Annotated in this window: 19 protein-coding genes and 1 riboswitch; of the genes, 7 read left to right on the top strand and 12 right to left on the bottom strand. The window is 55.5% G+C overall.

The annotated features are described in order from the left end of the window. The first annotated feature begins 18 nt into the window (after positions 1-18). A complete protein-coding gene (rpoC, locus tag PUZ33_RS23910) occupies positions 19-4,242 on the top strand; it encodes a DNA-directed RNA polymerase subunit beta' (protein ID WP_013095003.1) in 4,224 nt (1,407 codons plus the stop codon). Between the two features lie 57 nt (positions 4,243-4,299). Here the strand turns inward: rpoC and PUZ33_RS23905 are convergent, their stop codons facing one another. The 10 genes from PUZ33_RS23905 to PUZ33_RS23860 all read right to left on the bottom strand — a co-directional run bounded on the left by PUZ33_RS23905 (position 4,300) and on the right by PUZ33_RS23860 (position 13,044). Beyond that, a complete protein-coding gene (locus tag PUZ33_RS23905; protein ID WP_020684626.1) occupies positions 4,300-4,617 on the bottom strand; it encodes a PTS lactose/cellobiose transporter subunit IIA in 318 nt (105 codons plus the stop codon). Further along, the gene (locus PUZ33_RS23900) at positions 4,617-4,925 is read right to left on the bottom strand and encodes a PTS sugar transporter subunit IIB (protein WP_023334100.1); all 309 of its coding nucleotides are present in this window, start codon (positions 4,923-4,925) and stop codon (positions 4,617-4,619) included. Before PUZ33_RS23900 ends, PUZ33_RS23905 begins: the two co-directional genes overlap by 1 nt. Positions 4,926-5,071: 146 nt before the next feature. Continuing rightward, entirely contained in the window at positions 5,072-6,613 is a 1,542-nt protein-coding gene (locus PUZ33_RS23895; protein WP_058682906.1) for a sensor domain-containing diguanylate cyclase, read from the bottom strand. A gap of 325 nt (positions 6,614-6,938) precedes the next feature. Then, positions 6,939-8,072, bottom strand: a complete 1,134-nt coding sequence (gene thiH, locus PUZ33_RS23890) for a 2-iminoacetate synthase ThiH (protein WP_020684624.1) — start codon at positions 8,070-8,072, stop codon at positions 6,939-6,941. Further along, positions 8,069-8,839, bottom strand: coding sequence for a thiazole synthase (gene thiG, locus PUZ33_RS23885; protein WP_013095008.1), 771 nt, complete (start codon positions 8,837-8,839; stop codon positions 8,069-8,071). Before thiG ends, thiH begins: the two co-directional genes overlap by 4 nt. 1 nt (position 8,840) lies before the next feature. Continuing rightward, entirely contained in the window at positions 8,841-9,041 is a 201-nt protein-coding gene (gene thiS, locus PUZ33_RS23880) for a sulfur carrier protein ThiS (RefSeq protein WP_013095009.1), read from the bottom strand. Next, complete coding sequence (locus PUZ33_RS23875; protein ID WP_013095010.1) at positions 9,025-9,780, bottom strand: HesA/MoeB/ThiF family protein; 756 nt, start codon at positions 9,778-9,780, stop codon at positions 9,025-9,027. The genes thiS and PUZ33_RS23875 overlap by 17 nt, the downstream gene beginning before the upstream one ends. Next, entirely contained in the window at positions 9,773-10,408 is a 636-nt protein-coding gene (gene thiE / locus PUZ33_RS23870) for a thiamine phosphate synthase (RefSeq protein ID WP_013095011.1), read from the bottom strand. Before thiE ends, PUZ33_RS23875 begins: the two co-directional genes overlap by 8 nt. After that, positions 10,408-12,303 carry a phosphomethylpyrimidine synthase ThiC gene (gene thiC / locus PUZ33_RS23865; RefSeq protein WP_020684620.1) on the bottom strand — a complete coding sequence of 632 codons (1,896 nt, stop codon included), beginning with the start codon at positions 12,301-12,303 and terminating at the stop codon, positions 10,408-10,410. The genes thiE and thiC overlap by 1 nt, the downstream gene beginning before the upstream one ends. Before the next feature lie 79 nt (positions 12,304-12,382). Continuing rightward, a riboswitch (TPP riboswitch) is annotated at positions 12,383-12,492 on the bottom strand. A 54-nt stretch (positions 12,493-12,546) separates the two neighbouring features. After that, entirely contained in the window at positions 12,547-13,044 is a 498-nt protein-coding gene (locus tag PUZ33_RS23860) for an Rsd/AlgQ family anti-sigma factor (protein WP_013095013.1), read from the bottom strand. 95 nt (positions 13,045-13,139) lie between these two features. Between PUZ33_RS23860 and nudC the strand changes: the two genes are divergently transcribed. From nudC to PUZ33_RS23830, 6 genes are all read left to right on the top strand, one after another. Beyond that, positions 13,140-13,913 carry an NAD(+) diphosphatase gene (nudC, locus tag PUZ33_RS23855; protein ID WP_013095014.1) on the top strand — a complete coding sequence of 258 codons (774 nt, stop codon included), beginning with the start codon at positions 13,140-13,142 and terminating at the stop codon, positions 13,911-13,913. A 40-nt stretch (positions 13,914-13,953) separates the two neighbouring features. Then, a complete protein-coding gene (gene hemE, locus PUZ33_RS23850) occupies positions 13,954-15,018 on the top strand; it encodes a uroporphyrinogen decarboxylase (RefSeq protein WP_038418433.1) in 1,065 nt (354 codons plus the stop codon). A gap of 9 nt (positions 15,019-15,027) precedes the next feature. Next, complete coding sequence (gene nfi, locus PUZ33_RS23845) at positions 15,028-15,696, top strand: deoxyribonuclease V (RefSeq protein ID WP_029883065.1); 669 nt, start codon at positions 15,028-15,030, stop codon at positions 15,694-15,696. Positions 15,697-15,740: 44 nt separating this feature from the next. Then, a complete protein-coding gene (locus tag PUZ33_RS23840; protein WP_013095017.1) occupies positions 15,741-16,331 on the top strand; it encodes a YjaG family protein in 591 nt (196 codons plus the stop codon). 186 nt (positions 16,332-16,517) lie between these two features. Further along, positions 16,518-16,790: a nucleoid-associated protein HU-alpha gene (gene hupA / locus PUZ33_RS23835; protein ID WP_002445246.1), complete on the top strand. Its 273-nt coding sequence runs from the start codon at positions 16,518-16,520 to the stop codon at positions 16,788-16,790. A gap of 11 nt (positions 16,791-16,801) precedes the next feature. After that, a complete protein-coding gene (locus tag PUZ33_RS23830; protein WP_023621286.1) occupies positions 16,802-17,494 on the top strand; it encodes a DUF1481 domain-containing protein in 693 nt (230 codons plus the stop codon). 46 nt (positions 17,495-17,540) lie between these two features. On the opposite strand, the gene purD is transcribed toward PUZ33_RS23830, so the two are convergent. Further along, the gene (gene purD, locus PUZ33_RS23825) at positions 17,541-18,833 is read right to left on the bottom strand and encodes a phosphoribosylamine--glycine ligase (protein WP_013095019.1); all 1,293 of its coding nucleotides are present in this window, start codon (positions 18,831-18,833) and stop codon (positions 17,541-17,543) included. Between the two features lie 15 nt (positions 18,834-18,848). Then, positions 18,849-20,438: a bifunctional phosphoribosylaminoimidazolecarboxamide formyltransferase/IMP cyclohydrolase gene (gene purH / locus PUZ33_RS23820; RefSeq protein ID WP_013095020.1), complete on the bottom strand. Its 1,590-nt coding sequence runs from the start codon at positions 20,436-20,438 to the stop codon at positions 18,849-18,851. Positions 20,439-20,979: the final 541 nt, after the last annotated feature.

Here is a 20,979-nt window from a genome sequence, read left to right as displayed (position 1 = left end):
TCCGACGGGAGCAAATCCGTGAAAGACTTATTAAAGTTTCTGAAAGCGCAAACTAAAACCGAAGAGTTTGATGCGATCAAAATTGCTCTGGCTTCGCCAGACATGATCCGTTCATGGTCTTTCGGTGAAGTTAAAAAGCCGGAAACCATCAACTACCGTACGTTCAAACCTGAGCGTGACGGCCTTTTCTGTGCACGTATTTTCGGGCCAGTAAAAGATTACGAGTGCCTGTGCGGTAAGTACAAGCGCCTGAAACACCGTGGTGTGATCTGTGAGAAGTGCGGCGTTGAAGTGACCCAGACCAAAGTGCGCCGTGAGCGCATGGGCCACATCGAGCTGGCGTCTCCGACTGCTCACATCTGGTTCCTGAAATCTCTGCCGTCCCGTATCGGCCTGCTGCTGGATATGCCGCTGCGCGATATCGAACGTGTTCTGTACTTCGAATCTTATGTGGTTATCGAAGGCGGGATGACGAACCTGGAACGTCACCAGATCCTGACTGAAGAGCAGTATCTGGACGCGCTGGAAGAGTTCGGTGACGAATTCGACGCGAAGATGGGTGCGGAAGCTATTCAGGCCCTGCTGAAGAGCATGGATCTGGAGCAAGAGTGCGAGCAGCTGCGTGAAGAGCTGAACGAAACCAACTCCGAAACCAAGCGTAAAAAGCTGACCAAGCGTATCAAACTGCTGGAAGCGTTCGTTCAGTCTGGTAACAAGCCAGAGTGGATGATCCTGACCGTTCTGCCGGTTCTGCCGCCAGATCTGCGTCCGCTGGTTCCGCTGGATGGTGGTCGTTTCGCAACGTCCGATCTGAACGATCTGTATCGTCGCGTGATCAACCGTAACAACCGTCTGAAACGTCTGCTGGATCTGGCTGCGCCGGATATCATCGTACGCAACGAAAAACGTATGCTGCAGGAAGCGGTAGATGCCCTGCTGGATAACGGTCGTCGCGGTCGTGCGATCACCGGTTCTAACAAACGTCCTCTGAAATCTTTGGCCGACATGATCAAAGGTAAACAGGGTCGTTTCCGTCAGAACCTGCTCGGTAAGCGTGTTGACTACTCCGGTCGTTCTGTAATCACCGTAGGTCCATACCTGCGTCTGCATCAGTGCGGTCTGCCGAAGAAAATGGCACTGGAGCTGTTCAAACCATTCATCTACGGCAAACTGGAACTGCGAGGACTCGCCACCACCATCAAAGCCGCTAAGAAAATGGTTGAGCGTGAAGAAGCTGTCGTTTGGGATATCCTGGACGAAGTGATCCGCGAACACCCGGTACTGCTGAACCGTGCACCAACTCTGCACCGTCTGGGTATCCAGGCATTCGAGCCAGTCCTGATCGAAGGTAAAGCTATCCAGCTGCACCCACTGGTTTGTGCGGCGTATAACGCCGACTTCGATGGTGACCAGATGGCTGTTCACGTACCGCTGACGCTGGAAGCCCAGCTCGAAGCGCGTGCGCTGATGATGTCTACCAATAACATCCTGTCTCCAGCGAACGGTGAACCAATCATCGTTCCTTCTCAGGACGTTGTATTGGGTCTGTATTACATGACCCGTGACTGTGTTAACGCTAAAGGCGAAGGCATGGTGCTGACTGGCCCGAAAGAAGCTGAGCGTATTTATCGCGCTGGCCTGGCCTCTCTGCATGCGCGCGTTAAAGTGCGTATCACTGAATACGAAAAAGATGCTAACGGCGAATTCGTTGCGAAAACCAGCCTGAAAGACACGACTATCGGCCGTGCCATTCTGTGGATGATCGTACCGAAAGGTCTGCCTTTCTCCATCGTCAACCAGGCGCTGGGTAAGAAAGCGATCTCCAAAATGCTGAACACCTGTTACCGCATTCTGGGTCTGAAGCCGACTGTTATCTTCGCTGACCAGACAATGTACACCGGCTTTGCTTATGCAGCGCGTTCAGGTGCCTCTGTTGGTATCGATGACATGGTCATCCCAGAGAAGAAACACGAGATCATCTCTGAAGCAGAAGCTGAAGTTGCGGAAATCCAGGAGCAGTTCCAGTCTGGTCTGGTAACCGCGGGCGAACGCTACAACAAAGTTATCGATATCTGGGCTGCGGCGAACGATCGTGTATCCAAAGCGATGATGGATAACCTGCAAACCGAAACCGTGATTAACCGTGACGGCGTAGAAGAGCAGCAGGTTTCCTTCAACAGCATTTACATGATGGCCGACTCCGGTGCGCGTGGTTCTGCAGCACAGATTCGTCAGCTGGCAGGTATGCGTGGTCTGATGGCGAAGCCAGATGGCTCCATCATCGAAACGCCAATCACCGCGAACTTCCGTGAAGGTCTGAACGTACTCCAGTACTTCATCTCCACGCACGGTGCGCGTAAAGGTCTGGCGGATACCGCACTGAAAACAGCGAACTCCGGTTATCTGACGCGTCGTCTGGTTGACGTTGCGCAGGATCTGGTGGTGACCGAAGACGATTGTGGCACCCTTGAAGGTATCACCATGACCCCGGTTATCGAGGGTGGTGATGTTAAAGAGCCACTGCGCGATCGCGTACTGGGTCGTGTTACCGCGGAAGACATTCTGAAGCCGGGTACCGCAGACATTCTGGTTCCACGCAACACGCTGCTGCACGAACAGTGGTGTGACCTGCTGGAAGCGAACTCTGTTGACTCCGTGAAAGTGCGTTCCGTTGTATCCTGTGACACCGACTTTGGTGTATGTGCGCACTGCTATGGTCGTGACCTGGCACGTGGCCACATCATCAACAAAGGTGAAGCCATCGGCGTTATCGCGGCACAGTCCATCGGTGAGCCGGGTACACAGCTGACGATGCGTACGTTCCACATCGGTGGTGCGGCATCTCGTGCGGCTGCTGAATCCAGCATCCAGGTGAAAAACAAAGGTAGCATCAAGCTCAGCAACGCGAAATCGGTTGTGAACTCCAGCGGTAAACTGGTTATCACTTCTCGTAACACCGAACTGAAGCTGATCGACGAATTCGGTCGTACCAAAGAGAGCTATAAAGTGCCTTACGGTGCTGTTATGGCGAAAGGTGATGGCGAGCAGGTTGCCGGCGGTGAAACCGTTGCAAACTGGGATCCACACACCATGCCAGTTATCACCGAAGTGAGTGGTTTCATCCGCTTCACTGACATGATCGACGGCCAGACCATTACTCGTCAGACTGACGAGCTGACCGGTCTGTCTTCTCTGGTAGTTCTGGATTCTGCTGAACGTACTACCGGCGGTAAAGATCTGCGTCCTGCACTGAAAATCGTTGATGCTCAGGGTAACGACGTTCTGATCCCTGGTACCGATATGCCTGCGCAGTACTTCCTGCCTGGTAAAGCGATTGTACAGCTGGAAGATGGCGTACAGATCAGCTCTGGTGACACCCTGGCGCGTATTCCTCAGGAATCCGGCGGTACCAAGGACATCACCGGTGGTCTGCCACGCGTTGCGGACCTGTTCGAAGCACGTCGTCCGAAAGAGCCGGCAATCCTGGCTGAAATCAGCGGTATCATCTCCTTCGGTAAAGAGACCAAAGGTAAACGCCGTCTGGTTATCACCCCGGTAGATGGCAGCGAGCCGTACGAAGAGATGATTCCTAAGTGGCGTCAGCTCAACGTGTTCGAAGGTGAACGCGTAGAACGTGGTGACGTGGTTTCCGACGGTCCAGAAGCGCCGCACGACATCCTGCGTCTGCGTGGTGTGCATGCTGTTACGCGTTACATTGTTAACGAAGTACAGGACGTATACCGTCTGCAGGGCGTTAAGATTAACGATAAACACATCGAAGTTATCGTTCGTCAGATGCTGCGTAAAGCGACCATCGAGAACGCGGGCAGCTCCGAGTTCCTGGAAGGCGAGCAGGTTGAGTACTCACGCGTCAAGATCGCTAACCGCGAACTGGAAGCGAACGGCAAAATCGGTGCGACCTTCTCGCGCGATCTGCTGGGTATCACCAAAGCGTCTCTGGCAACCGAGTCCTTCATCTCTGCAGCATCGTTCCAGGAAACCACTCGTGTCCTGACCGAAGCCGCTGTTGCAGGTAAACGTGATGAACTGCGCGGTCTGAAAGAGAACGTTATCGTGGGGCGTCTGATCCCGGCGGGTACCGGTTATGCGTACCATCAGGATCGTATGCGTCGTCGTGCTGCAGGCGAACTGCCAGCTGCACCGCAGGTGACTGCTGAAGATGCATCCGCGAGCCTGGCAGAGCTGCTGAACGCAGGTCTGGGCGGTTCCGACAACGAGTAATCGTTGATGCCGTAAATAAAAAACCCGCCTCGGCGGGTTTTTTTACAGCTGTAGCTTTTAATTTAGCAACGGGATGCGTCGATAAAGCTCAATCATATCGCCCGCCAGATCCTGGATGACCATCGCGTTCATCAGGTGATCCTGAGAATGGACGGTAATCAGGTTAACCGGAAGCTTCCCGGTGCCTTCATCAAGACCAATAAGCTGTGTCTGGATGGTGTGCGCATGCTTCACATACTCGCGCGACTCTTCCATCGCCTTTTCGGCCCCGTCAAAGTCACCTTTACGCGCCATCTGTAATGCCGTCAGGGCAGCACTGCGCGCCGCACCCGCGTTGACCAGCAGTTCCATGATTGTCGTTTCTAAGTCTTCCATTATGACTCCAGCAGTTTGAGCGCTTTTTCCAGTACGGCATCACCTTTCATCATGCCGTAATCCATCATGTCGATCACCGCGACCTTTTTACCCAGCGGCTCGGCCTGGGCCTGAAGTTTCGCCTGCTCGTATTTAACCTGTGGCCCCAGTAATACGATGTCGGCCGTCGCGATGTTGTCTTTAAATTCCGCGACCGGAACGGCTTTAATGGTGACTTCAACCCCTTTTTTCTGCGCGGCGTCTTTCATACGTTGAACCAGCATGCTCGTTGACATTCCCGCTGCACAGCATAAAACGATGTTCTTCATAATCAGCCTCGATCTACATGTGTTTATTGATAATTATCCCGTGCAGACTGCTTCAACAACCGCTTTACCGTGATTGTGTGTCAGGCATCACAAAGAAATCGGCATTTTTCTGAAACCGGTTACAATTTTGCGCCGGGCAGCGAAAATCAGCCGACAGACGTTCGAATAATGCGGTTTTTTCCCTGTTGTTTCGCGCTGTAGAGGGCGTTATCTACGCTCCCCACCAGCTCCTCCAGCGGTTCGAAATGCCATTCTCCCAGACCGGCACTGAACGTTACCCGCAGGTTTTCTTCCCGCCAGACGCGTTTTTCAACGGCGGTACGCCACGCGTCAAGTAACGAGAATGCGCTAGCGATCTGGTCAGCCTGGAAAATCACTGCGAACTCTTCTCCACCGTAGCGGTAAACCGAGACGTTATGCGGCTGCATTATCTGGATCCCTTCACGCGCCACGTTACGCAGGACGATATCACCGCTCAGGTGACCCCAGGTGTCGTTAATCGATTTAAAGTTGTCGATGTCAATCAGCGCCAGGGCGAAAGGCTGGTGGGCACTGAGTAGCTCTTCTACATCGCTATCAAATGCCCGGCGGTTTTTGCAGCCGGTGAGTGCATCATGGGTGGCCTGGCGCACATAGGCCATCTCACGCGCTTTATTGGACTGGATAGTATGACTGAGCATCGCTTCCAGACGCGGAGCCTGGTTGACGTCGCCGGTTTTGATGGCGTTGATAATCGTCATCAGCACGGTACGCGACTCATGGCGCAGGTACAGACCGAAGAGGATGATAATGATGGCCGCCAGCGCAAAACCCCAGCCGACGATAGTGGTCTCATGGCGGGTAATGTCGGTGAGCGTTGCGCCCGAAACCCGGTAGATGACAAACCAGTCCGGGTTGGTGAAGGAGTAGTAGTAATACCAGGCTTTGGTTTTCTTATCATACAGATGGCCTTCGCCGCTGGTCATTTTGTCCATCAGCGCTTCGCTCACGTACTGCTTGAAGAGCGCGCCCGGATCAGGATGAAGCACCACGGCACCGTCGCGTTCGACAACAAAGAATTCCCCTTGTACAGGCGCTACCATCTGACGAAGGGTAAACCCCATGGAGGTCAAATCGAGATGAAATGCTATTGTACCCTTGAGCCGTCCTTCCGGCGAAATCAACGGCTTATAAAGAGTGACCGTGGGATGCCCGGTAAAATAGTCCATGTAGGGGCGGGTATAGTGGCTGAAGATGCTGGCTTCCGCCTGGGCGATGAACCATGGACGCGTCCGGGGATCGAAGGTTTTGCTCTTTTCCGTGGGAAGTACCTCCGGCGCGCGCAGATAACGGCCCTGGGTGTCTGTCAGAGAAATGGAAGAGACGGTCGGCATCAGGTTCTGTAGATGCATCAACATCTGTAAACCCTGCGACGGATTGACGTTCAGCATCTCGTTCAGCGTGTCGTTGCGTGAAAAATAGAGCGCCGAACGCCCAAGGATATAGTCGTTTTCACGCAGGATAGATTCGGTGTAGTTCACCGCCAGGTTGTGAGTGAAGTTACCATTAATCTTATGATAATCCTCAAGAAAATCTTTTTGTTGTGAAAGGGTAACCACGACCGCGATCAGCGCAAAACTGCACAGGATCCCCGCAAAGCTGAGCATAATGGGTCGGGTAAAAGAGAGCTTTCTGCTGTGAAGTGCCATGAGTTGTACATCAATCCTGATGGTGAGTTTTTCGTCTGCCGATATCCTCTCAGCATAGTCGCTGTCCTGCGGTTAGCTGTGAATTATACGGAACACAGTTTCAGATGAGATGATTTATCTTAAGAACCATTAAGAAAATACTCATTCACTGGCGGGCGGCGTGTGCAATGAATCAGAGGCAGGGCGAAACGAGGAAGAAGCTTTTCGCCCTGGTCAGCTTCCGTTGCTGACGGCATGACAATAAAAAACCGGACGATAGATGACAATCGTCCGGTTGTGACTCTCCAGAGCGCCTCGACAATTTTTTACCGGCTTGCAGCGCGTTTCAACGCATTTGCGAGGCTCTTCCCAGCCAACTATCCCAGTCTTTCCAGACCGGTTGTAACCCCTGCGCGGTCAGGGCGGCGGCAACCGCTTCTGGCCGTCGACTATCATGTGGCGCAAATTGTTCCAGCTCCGGATGGTCGTCGGCGTAGCCCCCTGGCTGCGTTTTGGAGAACGCACTGACGTTGTTAATCGCAAGCGGGATCACGCGGTCACGAAACGCAGGAGATTCACGCGTCGAGAGGGATAATTCAACCTCCGGGGCAAGCAGGCGAAACGCACAGATGGCCTGGACCAGCTGACGTTCGTCCATTACCGAGGCGGGCTCAACACCTCCCGTACACGGCCGCAAGCGTGGGAAAGAGATGGAGTAACGGCTTTGCCAGTAGTGCTGCTGCAGCCATAGCAGGTGTTCCGCTACCATGTAGCAATCCACTCGCCAGCTATCTGACAGCCCAATCAGCGCGCCCAGACCGATTTTGTCGATCCCGGCCCGGCCCAGCCTGTCCGGGGTCTCCAGCCGGAAGAAGAAATCCTGTTTCTTTCCCTTCAGGTGATGCCGGGCATACGTCGCCTCGTGGTAGGTTTCCTGATACACCATCACTCCGTCCAGCCCGAGGGTTTTAAGCTCCGCGTATTCCTCCTGCGACAGGGGCTGAACCTCCATCTGTAGCGACGCGAACTGACGGCGAATGGCCGGAAGGTGCTGTCGAAAATAGTCCATCCCGACTTTGCTCTGATGTTCACCCGTGACCAGCAGGAGATGCTCAAAACCCATTTCACGGATAGCGGCACACTCACGGGCGATTTCACTCTCATCGAGTGTTTTCCGCTTGATGCGGTTGCTCATGGAGAAGCCGCAGTAGGTGCAGTCATTCGCGCACAGGTTAGAGAGGTAGAGCGGTACGTAAAAGCTCACCGTGTTGCCAAAACGCTGGCGGGTGAGCCTCTGAGCGCGCTGGGCCATCGGCTCAAGAAAGGTGCTCGCCGCCGGAGAGAGCAGGGCCATCATATCGTCGCGGGACAGGTGACGGGCTTGTAAGGCGCGCTCCACATCAGCCTGCGTTTTACTGTTGATACGCAGGGCAATATCGTCCCAGTTAAGCTGCCGCCAGCGGTCGGTAAAGGTGGTCATGAGAGCGCCTCCAGAAAGCCGGTCAACGGGCTGGTGGCCTGTGCCTGAAAACTGCGCGTTCCCGGGCCAGACTCTCGTGCCAGCAAGCCGGCCTCCACGGCCATGCGGAACGCACGAGCCATCCTGATGGGGTCGTCGGCGACCGCAATGGCTGTGTTCACCAGCACGGCACTTGCTCCCATCTCCAGCGCCTGGGCGGCATGGCTGGGCACGCCAATGCCTGCATCCACCACCACCGGCACGGTGGCTTGCTCAATGATGATCTCCAGCATGGCGCGGGTCTCCAGTCCCTGATTAGAACCAATTGGGGCGCCCAGCGGCATGACGGCAGCGCAGCCGACCTCTTCCAGCCGTTTACACAGCACGGGATCGGCCCCGCAGTAGGGCAGAACGGTAAAGCCTTGCTGCACCAGCTTTTCGGCCGCTTTTAACGTTTCGATGGGGTCGGGCAACAGCCAGCGCGCATCCGGATGTATTTCCAGTTTCAGCCAGTGGGTACCCAGCGCTTCACGGGCCAACTGAGCCGCAAAAATCGCTTCTTCAGCCGTTTTCGCACCGGAGGTGTTGGGCAGCAGGGTAACGCCAGCATCCAGCAACGGTGCCAGAATGGCGTCGCTGTGATGGCGCAGATCGACGCGCTTGAGCGCCAGCGTCACCAGCTGGCTGCCGCTTTCACGGATGGCATCCACCATCAGCTGCGGCGAGGCGAATTTTCCGGTCCCGGTAAACAGATGTGAATCAAAGACTTTATCAGCAATACGTAACATCTCAGCCCCCGGCGATAACCTGAAACAGCAGGATCTGGTCGCCTTCGCTCACCTGCTGATGTTCCCACTGCTCACGCGGCAGGATCTGTTGATTAAGCGCCAGCGCCGTTCCAGGCTTGAGCTGGCGCAGCTTCTCGAGCAGCGCGGCAACGGTGAGACCGTCATCGCATTTCATCGGCTCATCATTAAACAGAATGCGCATTGCGGCCTCCGCACACCGGACAGTGGCTGGCGCGGTGCAGTGCCAGATGACGCCAGCCGCTGGAGCGGGCATCAAACAGCCGCAGCGTATTGCGCTCTGTTTCCATACCGCTGAGCAATTTGATGGCTTCCAGCGCCTGCAGGGTCCCCATCACGCCTACCACCGGGCCCAGTATGCCCGCGGTGCGGCAGTTGCGCTCCGGCTCGGCATCATCCGGCCACAGGCAGCGATAACAGCCCTGCGCCCAGGGCGGGGTCAGCACCATCATCTGCCCGCCGAAACCGACCGCACTGGCGGTGATAAGTGGCGTATTCTGTGCCACGCAGGCGGCGTTAATGGCCTGGCGGGTCGCCATATTGTCGGTGCAGTCCAGCACCGCATCAGCAAGGGCGACTTCGCGCTGCAGAGTGTCGCCGTGGAGCCGCTCCTGGTGCGCGATGAGCGTGATGTCCGGGTTCAACTGCTTCAGCCTTTTGCGGGTGATTTGCGCTTTGGGCTGGTTAACATCCTCCGTGGTGAAGAGGATTTGTCGCTGCAGATTACTGATATGTACCTCGTCGTCATCGGCCAGAACCAGCGTGCCCACGCCCGCGCCTGCCAGATAGAGCGCGGCAGGAGCGCCTAATCCGCCCAGACCAACAATCAGGACCCGGCTGGCGAGCAGCTTTTGCTGCCCGTCAATGGCAATATCCTCCAGCAGGATCTGGCGGCTGTAGCGCATAAAATCACGATCATTCATCGCCTGCTCCTGCCAGCTTTAACAGCTGTGCGGTGGCGGCCTGCCAGTCTGCCGCCTGGGTAATGGCGCTGACGACAGCGATACTGCCGACACCGGTATCCAGCACGGCAGGAGCGCGTTCCAGGCTGATCCCACCGATCGCGACGGTAGGGTAATCGGCAAGGCGTTTAACGTGCGCCGCCAGCTGCGTCAGCCCCTGTGGGGCAGAGGGCATCTGTTTGGTCTGCGTCGGAAAAACATGGCCAAGTGCGATGTACGAAGGGCGAGCCGCCAGCGCCACGTCGATCTCCATGTCGTCGTGTGTTGACACCCCCAGTCTTAATCCAGCGTCCCGGATAGCGCTCAGGTCCGTTGTTTCCAGGTCCTCCTGACCCAGATGCACACCGTACGCCTGGTGCTTAACGGCCAGTCGCCAGTAGTCGTTGATAAACAGGCGCGCGTCGTAGCGACGCCCCAGCGCGATGGCGGCGACCACATCGGCCTCCACCTCGTCATCACGTTTATCCTTAATGCGCAGCTGGATTGTGCGAACGCCGCACGCCAGCAGGCGTTCGATCCACGCTACGCTGTCCACCACCGGATAGAGCCCTAAACGGAAGGGAACGCAAGGGAAATCAGGCTGATACATTACGCCTCCTCTTTTTTGAGGTAGATTTCGCCGCCCTTCGCGCGGAAGGTTTCTGACATATCCGCCATACCCACTTCAATGGTTTGCGCGGCGGCGTAGTCACGCACTTCCTGGCTGATTTTCATCGAGCAGAATTTTGGCCCGCACATGGAGCAGAAATGCGCCACTTTGCCCGACTCCTGCGGCAGGGTTTCATCGTGATACGCGCGGGCAGTGAAAGGATCGAGCGCCAGGTTGAACTGGTCTTCCCAGCGGAATTCAAAGCGCGCCTTCGACATGGCGTTGTCGCGGATTTGCGCGCCAGGGTGGCCTTTGGCCAGGTCCGCGGCATGGGCGGCGATTTTGTAGGTGATCAGCCCCTGCTTCACATCCTCTTTGTTGGGCAGGCCGAGGTGCTCTTTCGGCGTCACATAGCAGAGCATGGCGCAGCCGAACCAGCCGATCATCGCCGCACCAATCCCGGAGGTGAAGTGGTCATAGCCCGGAGCGATATCCGTGGTCAACGGCCCCAGGGTATAGAACGGCGCTTCGTGGCAGTGCTCCAGCTCTTCGGTCATGTTGCGGCGGATCATCTGCATTGGCACGTGTCCCGGGCCTTCAATCATCACCTGCACGTCATACTCCCAGGCGATTTTGGTCAGCTCACCCAGGGTATGCAGTTCGGCAAACTGCGCTTCGTCGTTGGCATCACGAATGGAGCCCGGACGCAGGCCGTCGCCCAGCGACAGGGACACATCGTACGCGGCACAGATTTCACAGATCTCGCGGAAGTGTTCGTAGAGGAAGTTTTCTTTATGGTGCGACAGGCACCATTTGGCCATGATAGAGCCGCCGCGCGAGACAATACCGGTCAGACGCTTCGCCGTCATCGGCACGTAGCGCAGCAGCACGCCCGCATGAATGGTGAAGTAGTCGACTCCCTGCTCGGCCTGCTCCAGCAGCGTGTCGCGGAAGGCTTCCCAGGTAAGGTCTTCGGCAATACCGTTCACCTTCTCCAGTGCCTGATAAACGGGCACCGTTCCGATAGGCACCGGGCTATTGCGCAGGATCCACTCGCGGGTTTCGTGGATGTAACGCCCGGTGGAGAGATCCATCACCGTGTCCGCGCCCCAGCGTGTCGACCAGACCAGTTTTTCCACCTCTTCTTCGATGGAGGAGGTCACGGCCGAGTTGCCGATATTGGCGTTGACCTTCACCAGGAAGTTGCGGCCAATGATCATTGGTTCAGATTCCGGGTGATTGATGTTGGCAGGGATAATCGCGCGGCCAGCGGCCACTTCATCACGCACAAACTCCGGCGTGATGTTTTCCGGCAGACGTGCCCCGAAGCCTTCTCCCGGATGCTGGTGGCGTAACACCTCGCTGCGGATACGCTCGCGGCCCATGTTTTCACGAATGGCGATAAACTCCATCTCCGGCGTGACGATGCCCTGGCGGGCATAGTGCAGCTGGGTAACGCATTTACCTGCTTTCGCGCGTTTCGGCGTCAGCAACCCGGTGAAGCGCAGCTCATCAAGACCATCGTCCGCCAGACGCGCTTTGGTGTACGCCGAGCTGCGGTCAGAGAGCTCTTCGCAGTCGTTACGCGCGTCAATCCACGGCTGGCGCAATTTCGCCAGCCCCTGCTGAACGTTAATGGCAACCGCAGGATCGCCGTACGGACCGGAAGTGTCATACACCGGAACGGCTTCGTTATCTTCATACTGCGGGTGCGCTTTGCTGCCACCGATAAGGGTCGGGCTAAGCTGGATTTCACGCATTGGCACGCGGATATCCGCCTGTGAACCGGTGATGTAAATGCGTTTTGAGTTAGGGAAAGCGGTGCCTTCCAGAGTGTCGATGAAGTGTTGGGCTTGTGCGCGCTGTTCGCGGCGGGTCAGTTTTGTTGTAGACATAGCTCATTCCAAAAGTGAAGGACATGGCTTGTCAGACGACGGATGAAGCAAGAGAGGATCGCCCTGTGGGCGATACAACAGCAGTGTGACTCTTGTTCCCTTCGCAGGTATTAGCCTGATCAGGTTCCGCGGATCCCGAATTAACGGTCTCAGCCCGTGCTTGCACACTGGGCACTCCGACAAGAAAAATCCCCCTCCGCAGAGGGGCGAATGGTTGTAAATTACTCGTTAACGATTAAGAACTCAAGCAGGTCGCGCGACGTTATCTTCGTGGCTCACATCCAGGCCGTGATCCAGGGCGAGGGCGATCAGCTTATCTTCCAGCGTGAATCGCTCTTCCAGCGCTTCGCCGAGGTCGGAAAGCGCCTGCTGAAACTCAAGATAGTTATCGTGATCGATAGCGTTCTCAAGCGTGGAATCGTAGTAATCCATGATCTGCTGGGTGTTAGCTTCCAGCAGCGGATAGAGTTTGCTGGCCGCTAAATACGGTGTAGTCCCTTCCATTTCGCGGATAATGCGTTCATAAATATTGAAATGGCCGTCGGACAGATAGTCGACCAGGCTCTGACAAAAATCATCCAGCGCTTTTTCATTCAACCGCATAAACGATTCTTTGCCAGGCTTAATACCGACCAGATTGTAATAAGCCACGAGTAGATGCTTGCGCACATGTAGCCAGCGATCCACCAGTTTGTTACTTCCTCTAACGCGCTCAGTCAGGCTCTCTAGCTGGTTTAACATGGTTGACTCCGCAAGGTTGAGAATTGAATCTGCTTATCCAAAATGTAACCACAATGCTAACAACATGTCAGTGAAGCGAAGGTAGTGCAATAGATATGGATCGTATTATTGAAAAATCAGATCTGGGTTGGTGGATCGTCAGTCACGAACAAAAATTATGGTTGCCTGCCGGGGAAATACCCTATGGCGCAGCAGAAAAATTCGATCTTGTCGGCCTGCCCGCGCTGAAGATCGGGGAATGGCAGGGTGAACCCGTGTGGTTGATCCAACAGCCACGCCGCAATGACATGGGATCGGTTCGTCAGGTATTGGATCAGGATGTGGGTTTGTTCCAGCTGGCGGGCCGGGGCGTGCAGCTGGCTGAGTTTTACCGTTCGCATAAGTACTGCGGCTACTGTGGTCACACCATGCACCCCAGTAAAACCGAGTGGGCGATGCTCTGCAGCCACTGCCGTGAGCGTTACTACCCGCAAATTGCGCCGTGCATTATCGTCGCTATCCGTCGTGACGATTCCATCCTGCTGGCGCAGCACACCCGCCACCGCAACGGCATTCATACCGTGCTGGCCGGGTTCGTCGAGGTGGGCGAAACGCTGGAACAGGCGGTGGCGCGTGAAGTGATGGAAGAGAGCGGGATTAAGGTTAAAAACCTGCGCTATGTTACCTCCCAGCCGTGGCCGTTCCCGCAGTCGCTGATGACGGCCTTTATGGCCGATTATGACAGCGGCGAGATTGTCATCGACCAGAAAGAGTTGCTGGAGGCGAACTGGTATCGTTATGACGATTTGCCGCTGCTGCCACCACCAGGCACCGTCGCCCGTCGGCTGATAGAAGATACCGTAGCAATGTGTCGGGCTGATGCTGAGTGACATGTTACACTGAGGCCATGACGCTTAAGGAACTGCAAAAATGACCGAACTGAAAAACGATCGTTATCTGCGTGCGCTGCTGCGCCAGCCCGTTGATGTCACCCCGGTGTGGATGATGCGCCAGGCGGGACGCTACTTGCCAGAGTACAAAGCCACGCGTGCGCAGGCGGGCGATTTTATGTCGCTGTGCAAAAATGCCGAGCTGGCGTGTGAAGTCACGCTCCAGCCGCTGCGCCGCTTCCCGCTGGATGCCGCCATTCTCTTTTCGGACATTCTGACCATTCCGGATGCGATGGGCCTTGGGCTCTATTTCGAAACCGGCGAAGGCCCGCGTTTCACTTCCCCAATCAAAAGCAGAGCGGATGTTGATAAGCTGCCCGTTCCCGATCCTGAACAGGAGCTGGGCTATGTGATGAATGCCGTGCGCACCATTCGTCGTGAACTGAAAGGCGAAGTCCCGCTGATTGGCTTCTCCGGCAGTCCGTGGACGCTGGCGACCTATATGGTTGAAGGCGGCAGCAGTAAAGCCTTTACCGTGATCAAAAAGATGATGTATGCCGAGCCGCTGGCCCTGCATGCGCTACTCGATAAGCTGGCGAAAAGCGTCACCCTCTATCTGAACGCGCAGATCAAAGCGGGTGCGCAGTCGGTGATGATTTTCGATACCTGGGGCGGCGTGCTGACCGGGCGCGATTATCAGCAATTTTCGCTCTACTACATGCACAAAATCGTTGATGGCCTGCTGCGTGAAAATGAAGGCCGCCGTGTGCCGGTCACGCTGTTCACCAAAGGCGGCGGCCAGTGGCTGGAAGCCATGGCGGCGACCGGCTGCGATGCGCTGGGTCTCGACTGGACCACCGATATCGCCGACGCGCGCCGTCGCGTGGGTGACAAAGTGGCGCTGCAGGGCAATATGGATCCGTCCATGCTCTACGCGCAGCCTGCCCGTATTGAAGAAGAGGTGGCGTCTATTCTGGCTGGCTTTGGCCAGGGGGAAGGGCACGTGTTTAACCTCGGGCACGGTATCCATCAGGACGTTCCGCCAGAGCACGCTGGCGCGTTTGTGGAGGCGGTGCACCGACTTTCTGCGCAATATCACAAATAAGGAGTGGTTATGGATCTCGCGTCATTACGCGCTCAACAGATAGAACTGGCTTCATCCGTGGTCCGCGAGGATCGTCTGGATAAGGATCCCCCGCAGTATATAGGCGGTGCGGATGTCGGGTTTGAGCAGGGCGGTGAAGTGACGCGGGCGGCGATGGTGCTGCTGAAGTATCCCTCACTTGAGCTGGTGGAGTACAAAGTGGCGCGTATCGCCACCACCATGCCGTACATACCGGGCTTTCTCTCCTTCCGTGAATACCCCGCGCTGCTCGCAGCGTGGGAGCAACTCTCACAAAAACCCGATCTGCTGTTTGTTGATGGACACGGTATCTCTCATCCGCGTCGCTTAGGCGTTGCCAGCCACTTTGGTCTGCTGGTGGATGTACCCACCATCGGTGTGGCCAAAAAACGCCTGTGCGGTGCATTTGAGCCGCTCTCCGCCGAGCCGGGCGCGCTGGCGCCGCTTATCGATAAGGGTGAGCAACTGGCATGGGTCTGGCGCAGTAAAGCGCGCTGTAACCCGCTGTTTATCGCAACCGGGCACCGTGTGAGCATGGACAGCGCCCTGGCCTGGGTGCAGCGTTGTATGAAGGGTTACCGTTTACCTGAGCCCACGCGCTGGGCAGATGCGGTGGCCTCTGCTCGTCCGGCTTTTGTTCGTTGGCAGGAAATTCAGTGATGAATCAGGTAAACTGCGGCTAATTTTCGATTCGAGATCTCATCATGCTACAAAACCCGATTCACCTGCGCCTTGAGAAGCTGGAAAGCTGGCAGCACGTCACCTTTATGGCTTGCCTGTGCGAGCGCATGTATCCGAACTACGCCGCGTTCTGCAAGCAGACGGAGTTTGGTGATGGCCATATTTATCGCCGGATCCTCGACCTCATCTGGGAAACGCTGACGGTCAAAGACGCAAAGGTGAACTTCGACTCTCAACTGGAAAAGCTCGAAGAGGCTATTCCGGTGGCGGATGATTTTGATCTGTACGGTGTCTATCCGGCAATTGATGCCTGCGTAGCGTTAAGCGAACTGATTCACTCTCGTCTGAGCGGTGAAACGCTGGAGCACGCTATTGAAGTCAGTAAGGCATCCATTACGACCGTAGCGATGCTCGAAATGACCCAGGCAGGCCGTGAAATGACCGACGAAGAGCTGCGGGCTAACCCTGCGGTTGAACAGGAATGGGATATTCAGTGGGAGATTTTCCGCCTGCTGGCAGAGTGTGAAGAACGCGATATTGAGCTGATAAAAGGGCTGCGTGCGGACTTGCGTGAGGCCGGTGAGAGTAATATTGGTATAATTTTTAACCAATGAGACAACAAAACGTGATTTAACGCCTGTTTTGTCGCACCTCGACTCTTCCCTTCTGCCCCCCGTCTGGTCTACATTTGGGGGGCGAAAAAAAGTGGCTATCGGTGCGTGTATGCAGGAGAGTGCTATTTTGGCATTTTCGTCGCACTCGATGCTTAGCAAGCGATAAACACATTGAAAGGATAACTTATGAACAAGACTCAACTGATTGATGTAATTGCGGACAAGGCTGATCTGTCTAAAGTGCAGGCTAAAGCTGCTCTGGAATCTACCCTGGCTGCTATTACTGAGTCTCTGAAAGAAGGCGATGCTGTACAACTGGTTGGTTTCGGTACCTTCAAAGTGAACCACCGCGCTGAGCGTACTGGCCGCAACCCGCAGACCGGTAAAGAAATCAAAATCGCCGCAGCTAACGTGCCGGCATTTGTTTCTGGTAAAGCACTGAAAGACGCAGTTAAGTAAGACGCGTGGCAGTGAACAGTTTTAACGAAGGGGCGGCAACGCCCCTTTTGTCATTCTGGCGTGGCGCGCTTGCGCTGGCGGGCGTGTTACTGCTTTCCGCCTGTAGCCATGACACCTCTTTACCACCGTTTACCGCCAGCGGTTACGCTGACAACCAGGGAGCGGTGAGGATCTGGCGTAAAGATTCTGGCGGTGAAGTGCATCTGCTTTCCGCTTTTAGCCCGTGGCATAACGGCAATACATCGACCGCAGAGTATCGCTGGCAGGGAGACGACCTCTCATTCATCGAACTCAATATCTACGGCAAAACCCCCGAACATGTAAAAGTGCGGTTTGATGACCACGGCGAGCTGAGCTTTATGCAGCGTGAAGTCAACGGTCAAAAACAGCAACTCTCCAGCGATCAGGTTGCTCTCTATCGTTATCGTGCCGGACAAATCCGCCAGACCAGTGATGCGCTGCGTCAGGGACGCGTGGTGCTGCGCCAGGGGCGCTGGCATACCGATGGTACGGTCACTACCTGCGAAGGACAGACAGTCAAACCTGATCTTGAATCCTGGGCAACCGAACATATACAGCGCCGTCAGCGTCATTCATCGATGGAAGTGAGTGTGGCGTGGCTTGAAGCGCCTGAAGGCTCTCAGCTGTTGCTGGTGGCGAACGAAGATTTCTGCACCTGGCAGCCGACAGAAAAGAGTTTTTGACATAAATCCCCTCTCCCTTCAGGGAGAGGGTTAGGATGAGGGGGGATTACTCCCCCTGCTCACGTGCAATCGCACGATAACCGATATCCTGACGGCTAAAGCTACCGTTCCAGTGGATATCCGCCATCAGCGCATAGGCGCGCTTCTGCGCTTCGGCAACGGTATGACCCAGCGCGGTGGCACACAGCACGCGGCCACCATTGGTCAGTACGCGATCGTCGTCAGCCAGTTTCGTTCCGGCGTGGAACACCTTGGCACCTTCGGTTTCTTCCAGCGGCAGGCCATGGATCTCATCTCCGGTGTTGTAGTGGCCAGGATAACCGCCCGCAGCAATCACCACGCCCAGAGACGCGCGTTCGTCCCACTCTGAGGTTTTCTCATCCAGCTTGCCGTCGCATGCGGCCAGGCACAGCTCCACCAGGTCAGATTTCATGCGCAGCATGATTGGCTGAGTTTCTGGATCGCCGAAGCGGCAGTTAAATTCGATCACCTTCGGATTGCCCTGCTTGTCAATCATCAGGCCCGCATAGAGGAAACCGGTGTAAGTGTTACCCTCGGCAGCCATTCCTTTTACGGTTGGCCAGATGATACGGTCCATGGTGCGCTGATGCACTTCATCCGTCACCACAGGGGCAGGAGAGTAAGCGCCCATACCGCCGGTATTCGGTCCGGTATCCGCATTGCCCACGCGCTTATGGTCCTGGCTGGTGGCCATCGGCAGAACGTGTTCGCCATCCACCATCACGATAAAGCTCGCCTCTTCGCCATCAAGGAACTCTTCGATCACGATGCGGTGGCCCGCGTCGCCAAAGGCATTGCCTGCCAGCATATCCTGTACGGCTGCTTCGGCTTCTTCGAGCGTCATCGCGACGATAACACCTTTACCGGCAGCCAGACCGTCGGCTTTGATCACAATCGGCGCGCCTTTTTCACGTAAGTAAGCCAGCGCGGGCTCGACTTCGGTGAAGTTCTGGTATTCCGCCGTCGGGATGTTATGACGCGCAAGGAAATCCTTGGTAAAGGCTTTAGACCCTTCCAGTTGTGCTGCGCCTTCCGTCGGGCCGAAGATTTTCAGCCCTGCAGCACGGAACGCGTCAACGACGCCAATCACCAGTGGCGCTTCCGGGCCGACGATGGTGAGATCGATTTTCTCGTTCTGGGCAAAGCTCAGCAGCGCGGGGATATCGGTCACGCCGATGGCGACGTTCTGCAGCGCAGGTTCCAGCGCCGTACCCGCATTACCCGGAGCCACAAAAACGGTTTCAACCAGCGGAGACTGCGCCGCTTTCCACGCCAGCGCGTGCTCGCGCCCGCCGTTACCAATCACTAATACTTTCATTTTCTGCTCCGGGAATTAATGACGGAAGTGACGCATATCGGTGAAGATCATCGCAATGCCATGTTCGTCGGCAGCGGCAATGACTTCGTCGTCACGGATAGAACCGCCAGGCTGGATCACACAGGTGATACCCACAGCGGCGGCCGCATCAATACCATCACGGAACGGGAAGAAGGCGTCAGACGCCATGGCAGAACCTTTTACTTCCAGGCCTTCGTCGCCTGCTTTGATACCGGCAATTTTCGCAGAGTAAACGCGGCTCATCTGGCCTGCACCTATCCCGATGGTCATGTTCTCTTTGGCATAGACAATGGCGTTGGATTTCACGAACTTCGCCACTTTCCAGCAGAACAGCGCATCACGCAGTTCCTGTTCGGTTGGCTGACGTTTGGTGACGACGCGCAGGTCAGCGGCTGTCACCATGCCCAAATCGCGATCCTGAACCAGCAGCCCACCATTTACACGTTTGAAATCAAGACCCGGCACGCGCTCTGCCCACTGGCCGCAAACCAGCACGCGCACGTTCTGTTTCGCGGCGGTGATTTTCAGCGCTTCTTCAGACGCAGATGGCGCGATGATCACTTCAACAAACTGGCGAGAGATAATGGCCTGTGCGGTTTCGGCATCCAGTTCACGGTTAAACGCGATAATGCCGCCGAAGGCAGAGGTTGGGTCAGTTTTATAGGCGCGATCGTAAGCGTCCAGGATAGAAGTACTGACCGCTACGCCGCAGGGGTTCGCGTGCTTCACAATAACGCAGGCAGGCTCATTGAACTCTTTCACACACTCCAGTGCGGCATCGGTATCGGCAATATTGTTATAAGAGAGCGCTTTGCCCTGAACCTGCTGTGCGGTAGCGACAGAAGCTTCTTTTACCTCTTCTTCTATATAGAAGGCTGCCTGCTGGTGGCTGTTCTCGCCATAACGCATATCCTGCTTCTTGATGAAGTTCAGGTTCAGCGTGCGTGGGAAGCGGCCGGAAGGATCTTTGCTTTCGCCGTGGTAAGCCGGCACCAGGCTACCGAAGTAGTTGGCGATCATGCTGTCGTACGCGGCGGTGTGTTCGAATGCTTTAATCGCGAGGTCGAAACGGGTGTCCAGAGTCAGTGACCCTTCGTTCGCATCCATTTCATTAATAATGGCGGAGTAGTCGCTGCTCTTCACCACAATGGCCACATCTTTATGGTTCTTGGCCGCGGAGCGCACCATCGTCGGTCCGCCGATATCAATATTCTCTACGGCGTCTTCCAGAGAGCAGCCTTCACGCGCCACGGTCTGGGCGAACGGATAAAGGTTAACGACAACCATATCAATTGGCGCGATATCATGCTGTTCCATAATGGCATCATCCTGACCGCGACGACCCAGAATGCCGCCGTGGACTTTCGGGTGCAGGGTTTTGACGCGTCCATCCATCATTTCCGGGAAACCGGTGTAATCGGACACTTCGGTTACCGGCAGACCTTTATCTGCTAACAGGCGTGCGGTACCACCTGTGGACAGCAGCTCTACACCACGTGCAGAAAGTGCCTGAGCGAATTCGACGATACCGGCTTTATCAGAAACACTGAGCAGAGCGCGGCGGACTGGACGACGTTGTTGCATGGTAAATCCCCTGGATTTCACGATTACAGAGAGCGTTAGATGAATTTTCCAGCGAAAAACTCATCTAACACACCTGACGAGGCATCCTTGTTAAGCGCGAGCATTTTAACGAAAACGTTTGCGCAACGCTCGCGAATTTTCACTTTTTCGCATCGCTGTGGATAACTCTGTGTGTAAAAAGGTATAAGGCGGGGTTTTGCTGGGGAATGCAGCAGTCAGTCATTTTTCTGTCATTTAGCGGTTGCGGCCTGCGGAGAACTCCCTATAATGCGCCTCCATCGACACGGCGGATGTGAATCACTTCACAAACAACCCGGTCGGTTAAAGAGAAAAAATCCTGAAATTCAGGGTTGACTCTGAAAGAGGAAAGCGTAATATACGCCACCTCGCGACAGAGCGCTAAAGCGCGTCGCAACTGCTCTTTAACAATTTATCAGACAATCTGTGTGGGCACTCAAAGTGACATGGATTCTTAATGTCTTCGGACAATAAATGAATACCAAGTCTCAACGAGTGAACACGTAATTCATTACGAAGTTTA

This window comes from Enterobacter cloacae complex sp. 2022EL-00981 (genome assembly GCF_028737495.1).
GTDB classification, from domain to species: Bacteria; Pseudomonadota; Gammaproteobacteria; order Enterobacterales; family Enterobacteriaceae; genus Enterobacter; species Enterobacter cloacae.
Note: the sequence above shows the minus strand (reverse complement) of the source record. Positions and strands in the feature narration are given on the sequence as shown.

What these genes read in the sequence shown, in the direction of transcription:
- PUZ33_RS23905 (WP_020684626.1), bottom strand. Translation starts at nt 4,617, where the DNA reads ATGGAAGACTTAGAAACGACAATCATGGAACTGCTGGTCAACGCGGGT.
- PUZ33_RS23900 (WP_023334100.1), bottom strand. Translation starts at nt 4,925, where the DNA reads ATGAAGAACATCGTTTTATGCTGTGCAGCGGGAATGTCAACGAGCATG.
- PUZ33_RS23895 (WP_058682906.1), bottom strand. Translation starts at nt 6,613, where the DNA reads ATGGCACTTCACAGCAGAAAGCTCTCTTTTACCCGACCCATTATGCTC.
- thiH (WP_020684624.1), bottom strand. Translation starts at nt 8,072, where the DNA reads ATGACCACCTTTACCGACCGCTGGCGGCAGCTTAACTGGGACGATATT.
- thiG (WP_013095008.1), bottom strand. Translation starts at nt 8,839, where the DNA reads ATGTTACGTATTGCTGATAAAGTCTTTGATTCACATCTGTTTACCGGG.
- thiS (WP_013095009.1), bottom strand. Translation starts at nt 9,041, where the DNA reads ATGCGCATTCTGTTTAATGATGAGCCGATGAAATGCGATGACGGTCTC.
- PUZ33_RS23875 (WP_013095010.1), bottom strand. Translation starts at nt 9,780, where the DNA reads ATGAATGATCGTGATTTTATGCGCTACAGCCGCCAGATCCTGCTGGAG.
- thiE (WP_013095011.1), bottom strand. Translation starts at nt 10,408, where the DNA reads ATGTATCAGCCTGATTTCCCTTGCGTTCCCTTCCGTTTAGGGCTCTAT.
- thiC (WP_020684620.1), bottom strand. Translation starts at nt 12,303, where the DNA reads ATGTCTACAACAAAACTGACCCGCCGCGAACAGCGCGCACAAGCCCAA.
- PUZ33_RS23860 (WP_013095013.1), bottom strand. Translation starts at nt 13,044, where the DNA reads ATGTTAAACCAGCTAGAGAGCCTGACTGAGCGCGTTAGAGGAAGTAAC.
- nudC (WP_013095014.1), top strand. Translation starts at nt 13,140, where the DNA reads ATGGATCGTATTATTGAAAAATCAGATCTGGGTTGGTGGATCGTCAGT.
- hemE (WP_038418433.1), top strand. Translation starts at nt 13,954, where the DNA reads ATGACCGAACTGAAAAACGATCGTTATCTGCGTGCGCTGCTGCGCCAG.
- nfi (WP_029883065.1), top strand. Translation starts at nt 15,028, where the DNA reads ATGGATCTCGCGTCATTACGCGCTCAACAGATAGAACTGGCTTCATCC.
- PUZ33_RS23840 (WP_013095017.1), top strand. Translation starts at nt 15,741, where the DNA reads ATGCTACAAAACCCGATTCACCTGCGCCTTGAGAAGCTGGAAAGCTGG.
- hupA (WP_002445246.1), top strand. Translation starts at nt 16,518, where the DNA reads ATGAACAAGACTCAACTGATTGATGTAATTGCGGACAAGGCTGATCTG.
- purD (WP_013095019.1), bottom strand. Translation starts at nt 18,833, where the DNA reads ATGAAAGTATTAGTGATTGGTAACGGCGGGCGCGAGCACGCGCTGGCG.
- purH (WP_013095020.1), bottom strand. Translation starts at nt 20,438, where the DNA reads ATGCAACAACGTCGTCCAGTCCGCCGCGCTCTGCTCAGTGTTTCTGAT.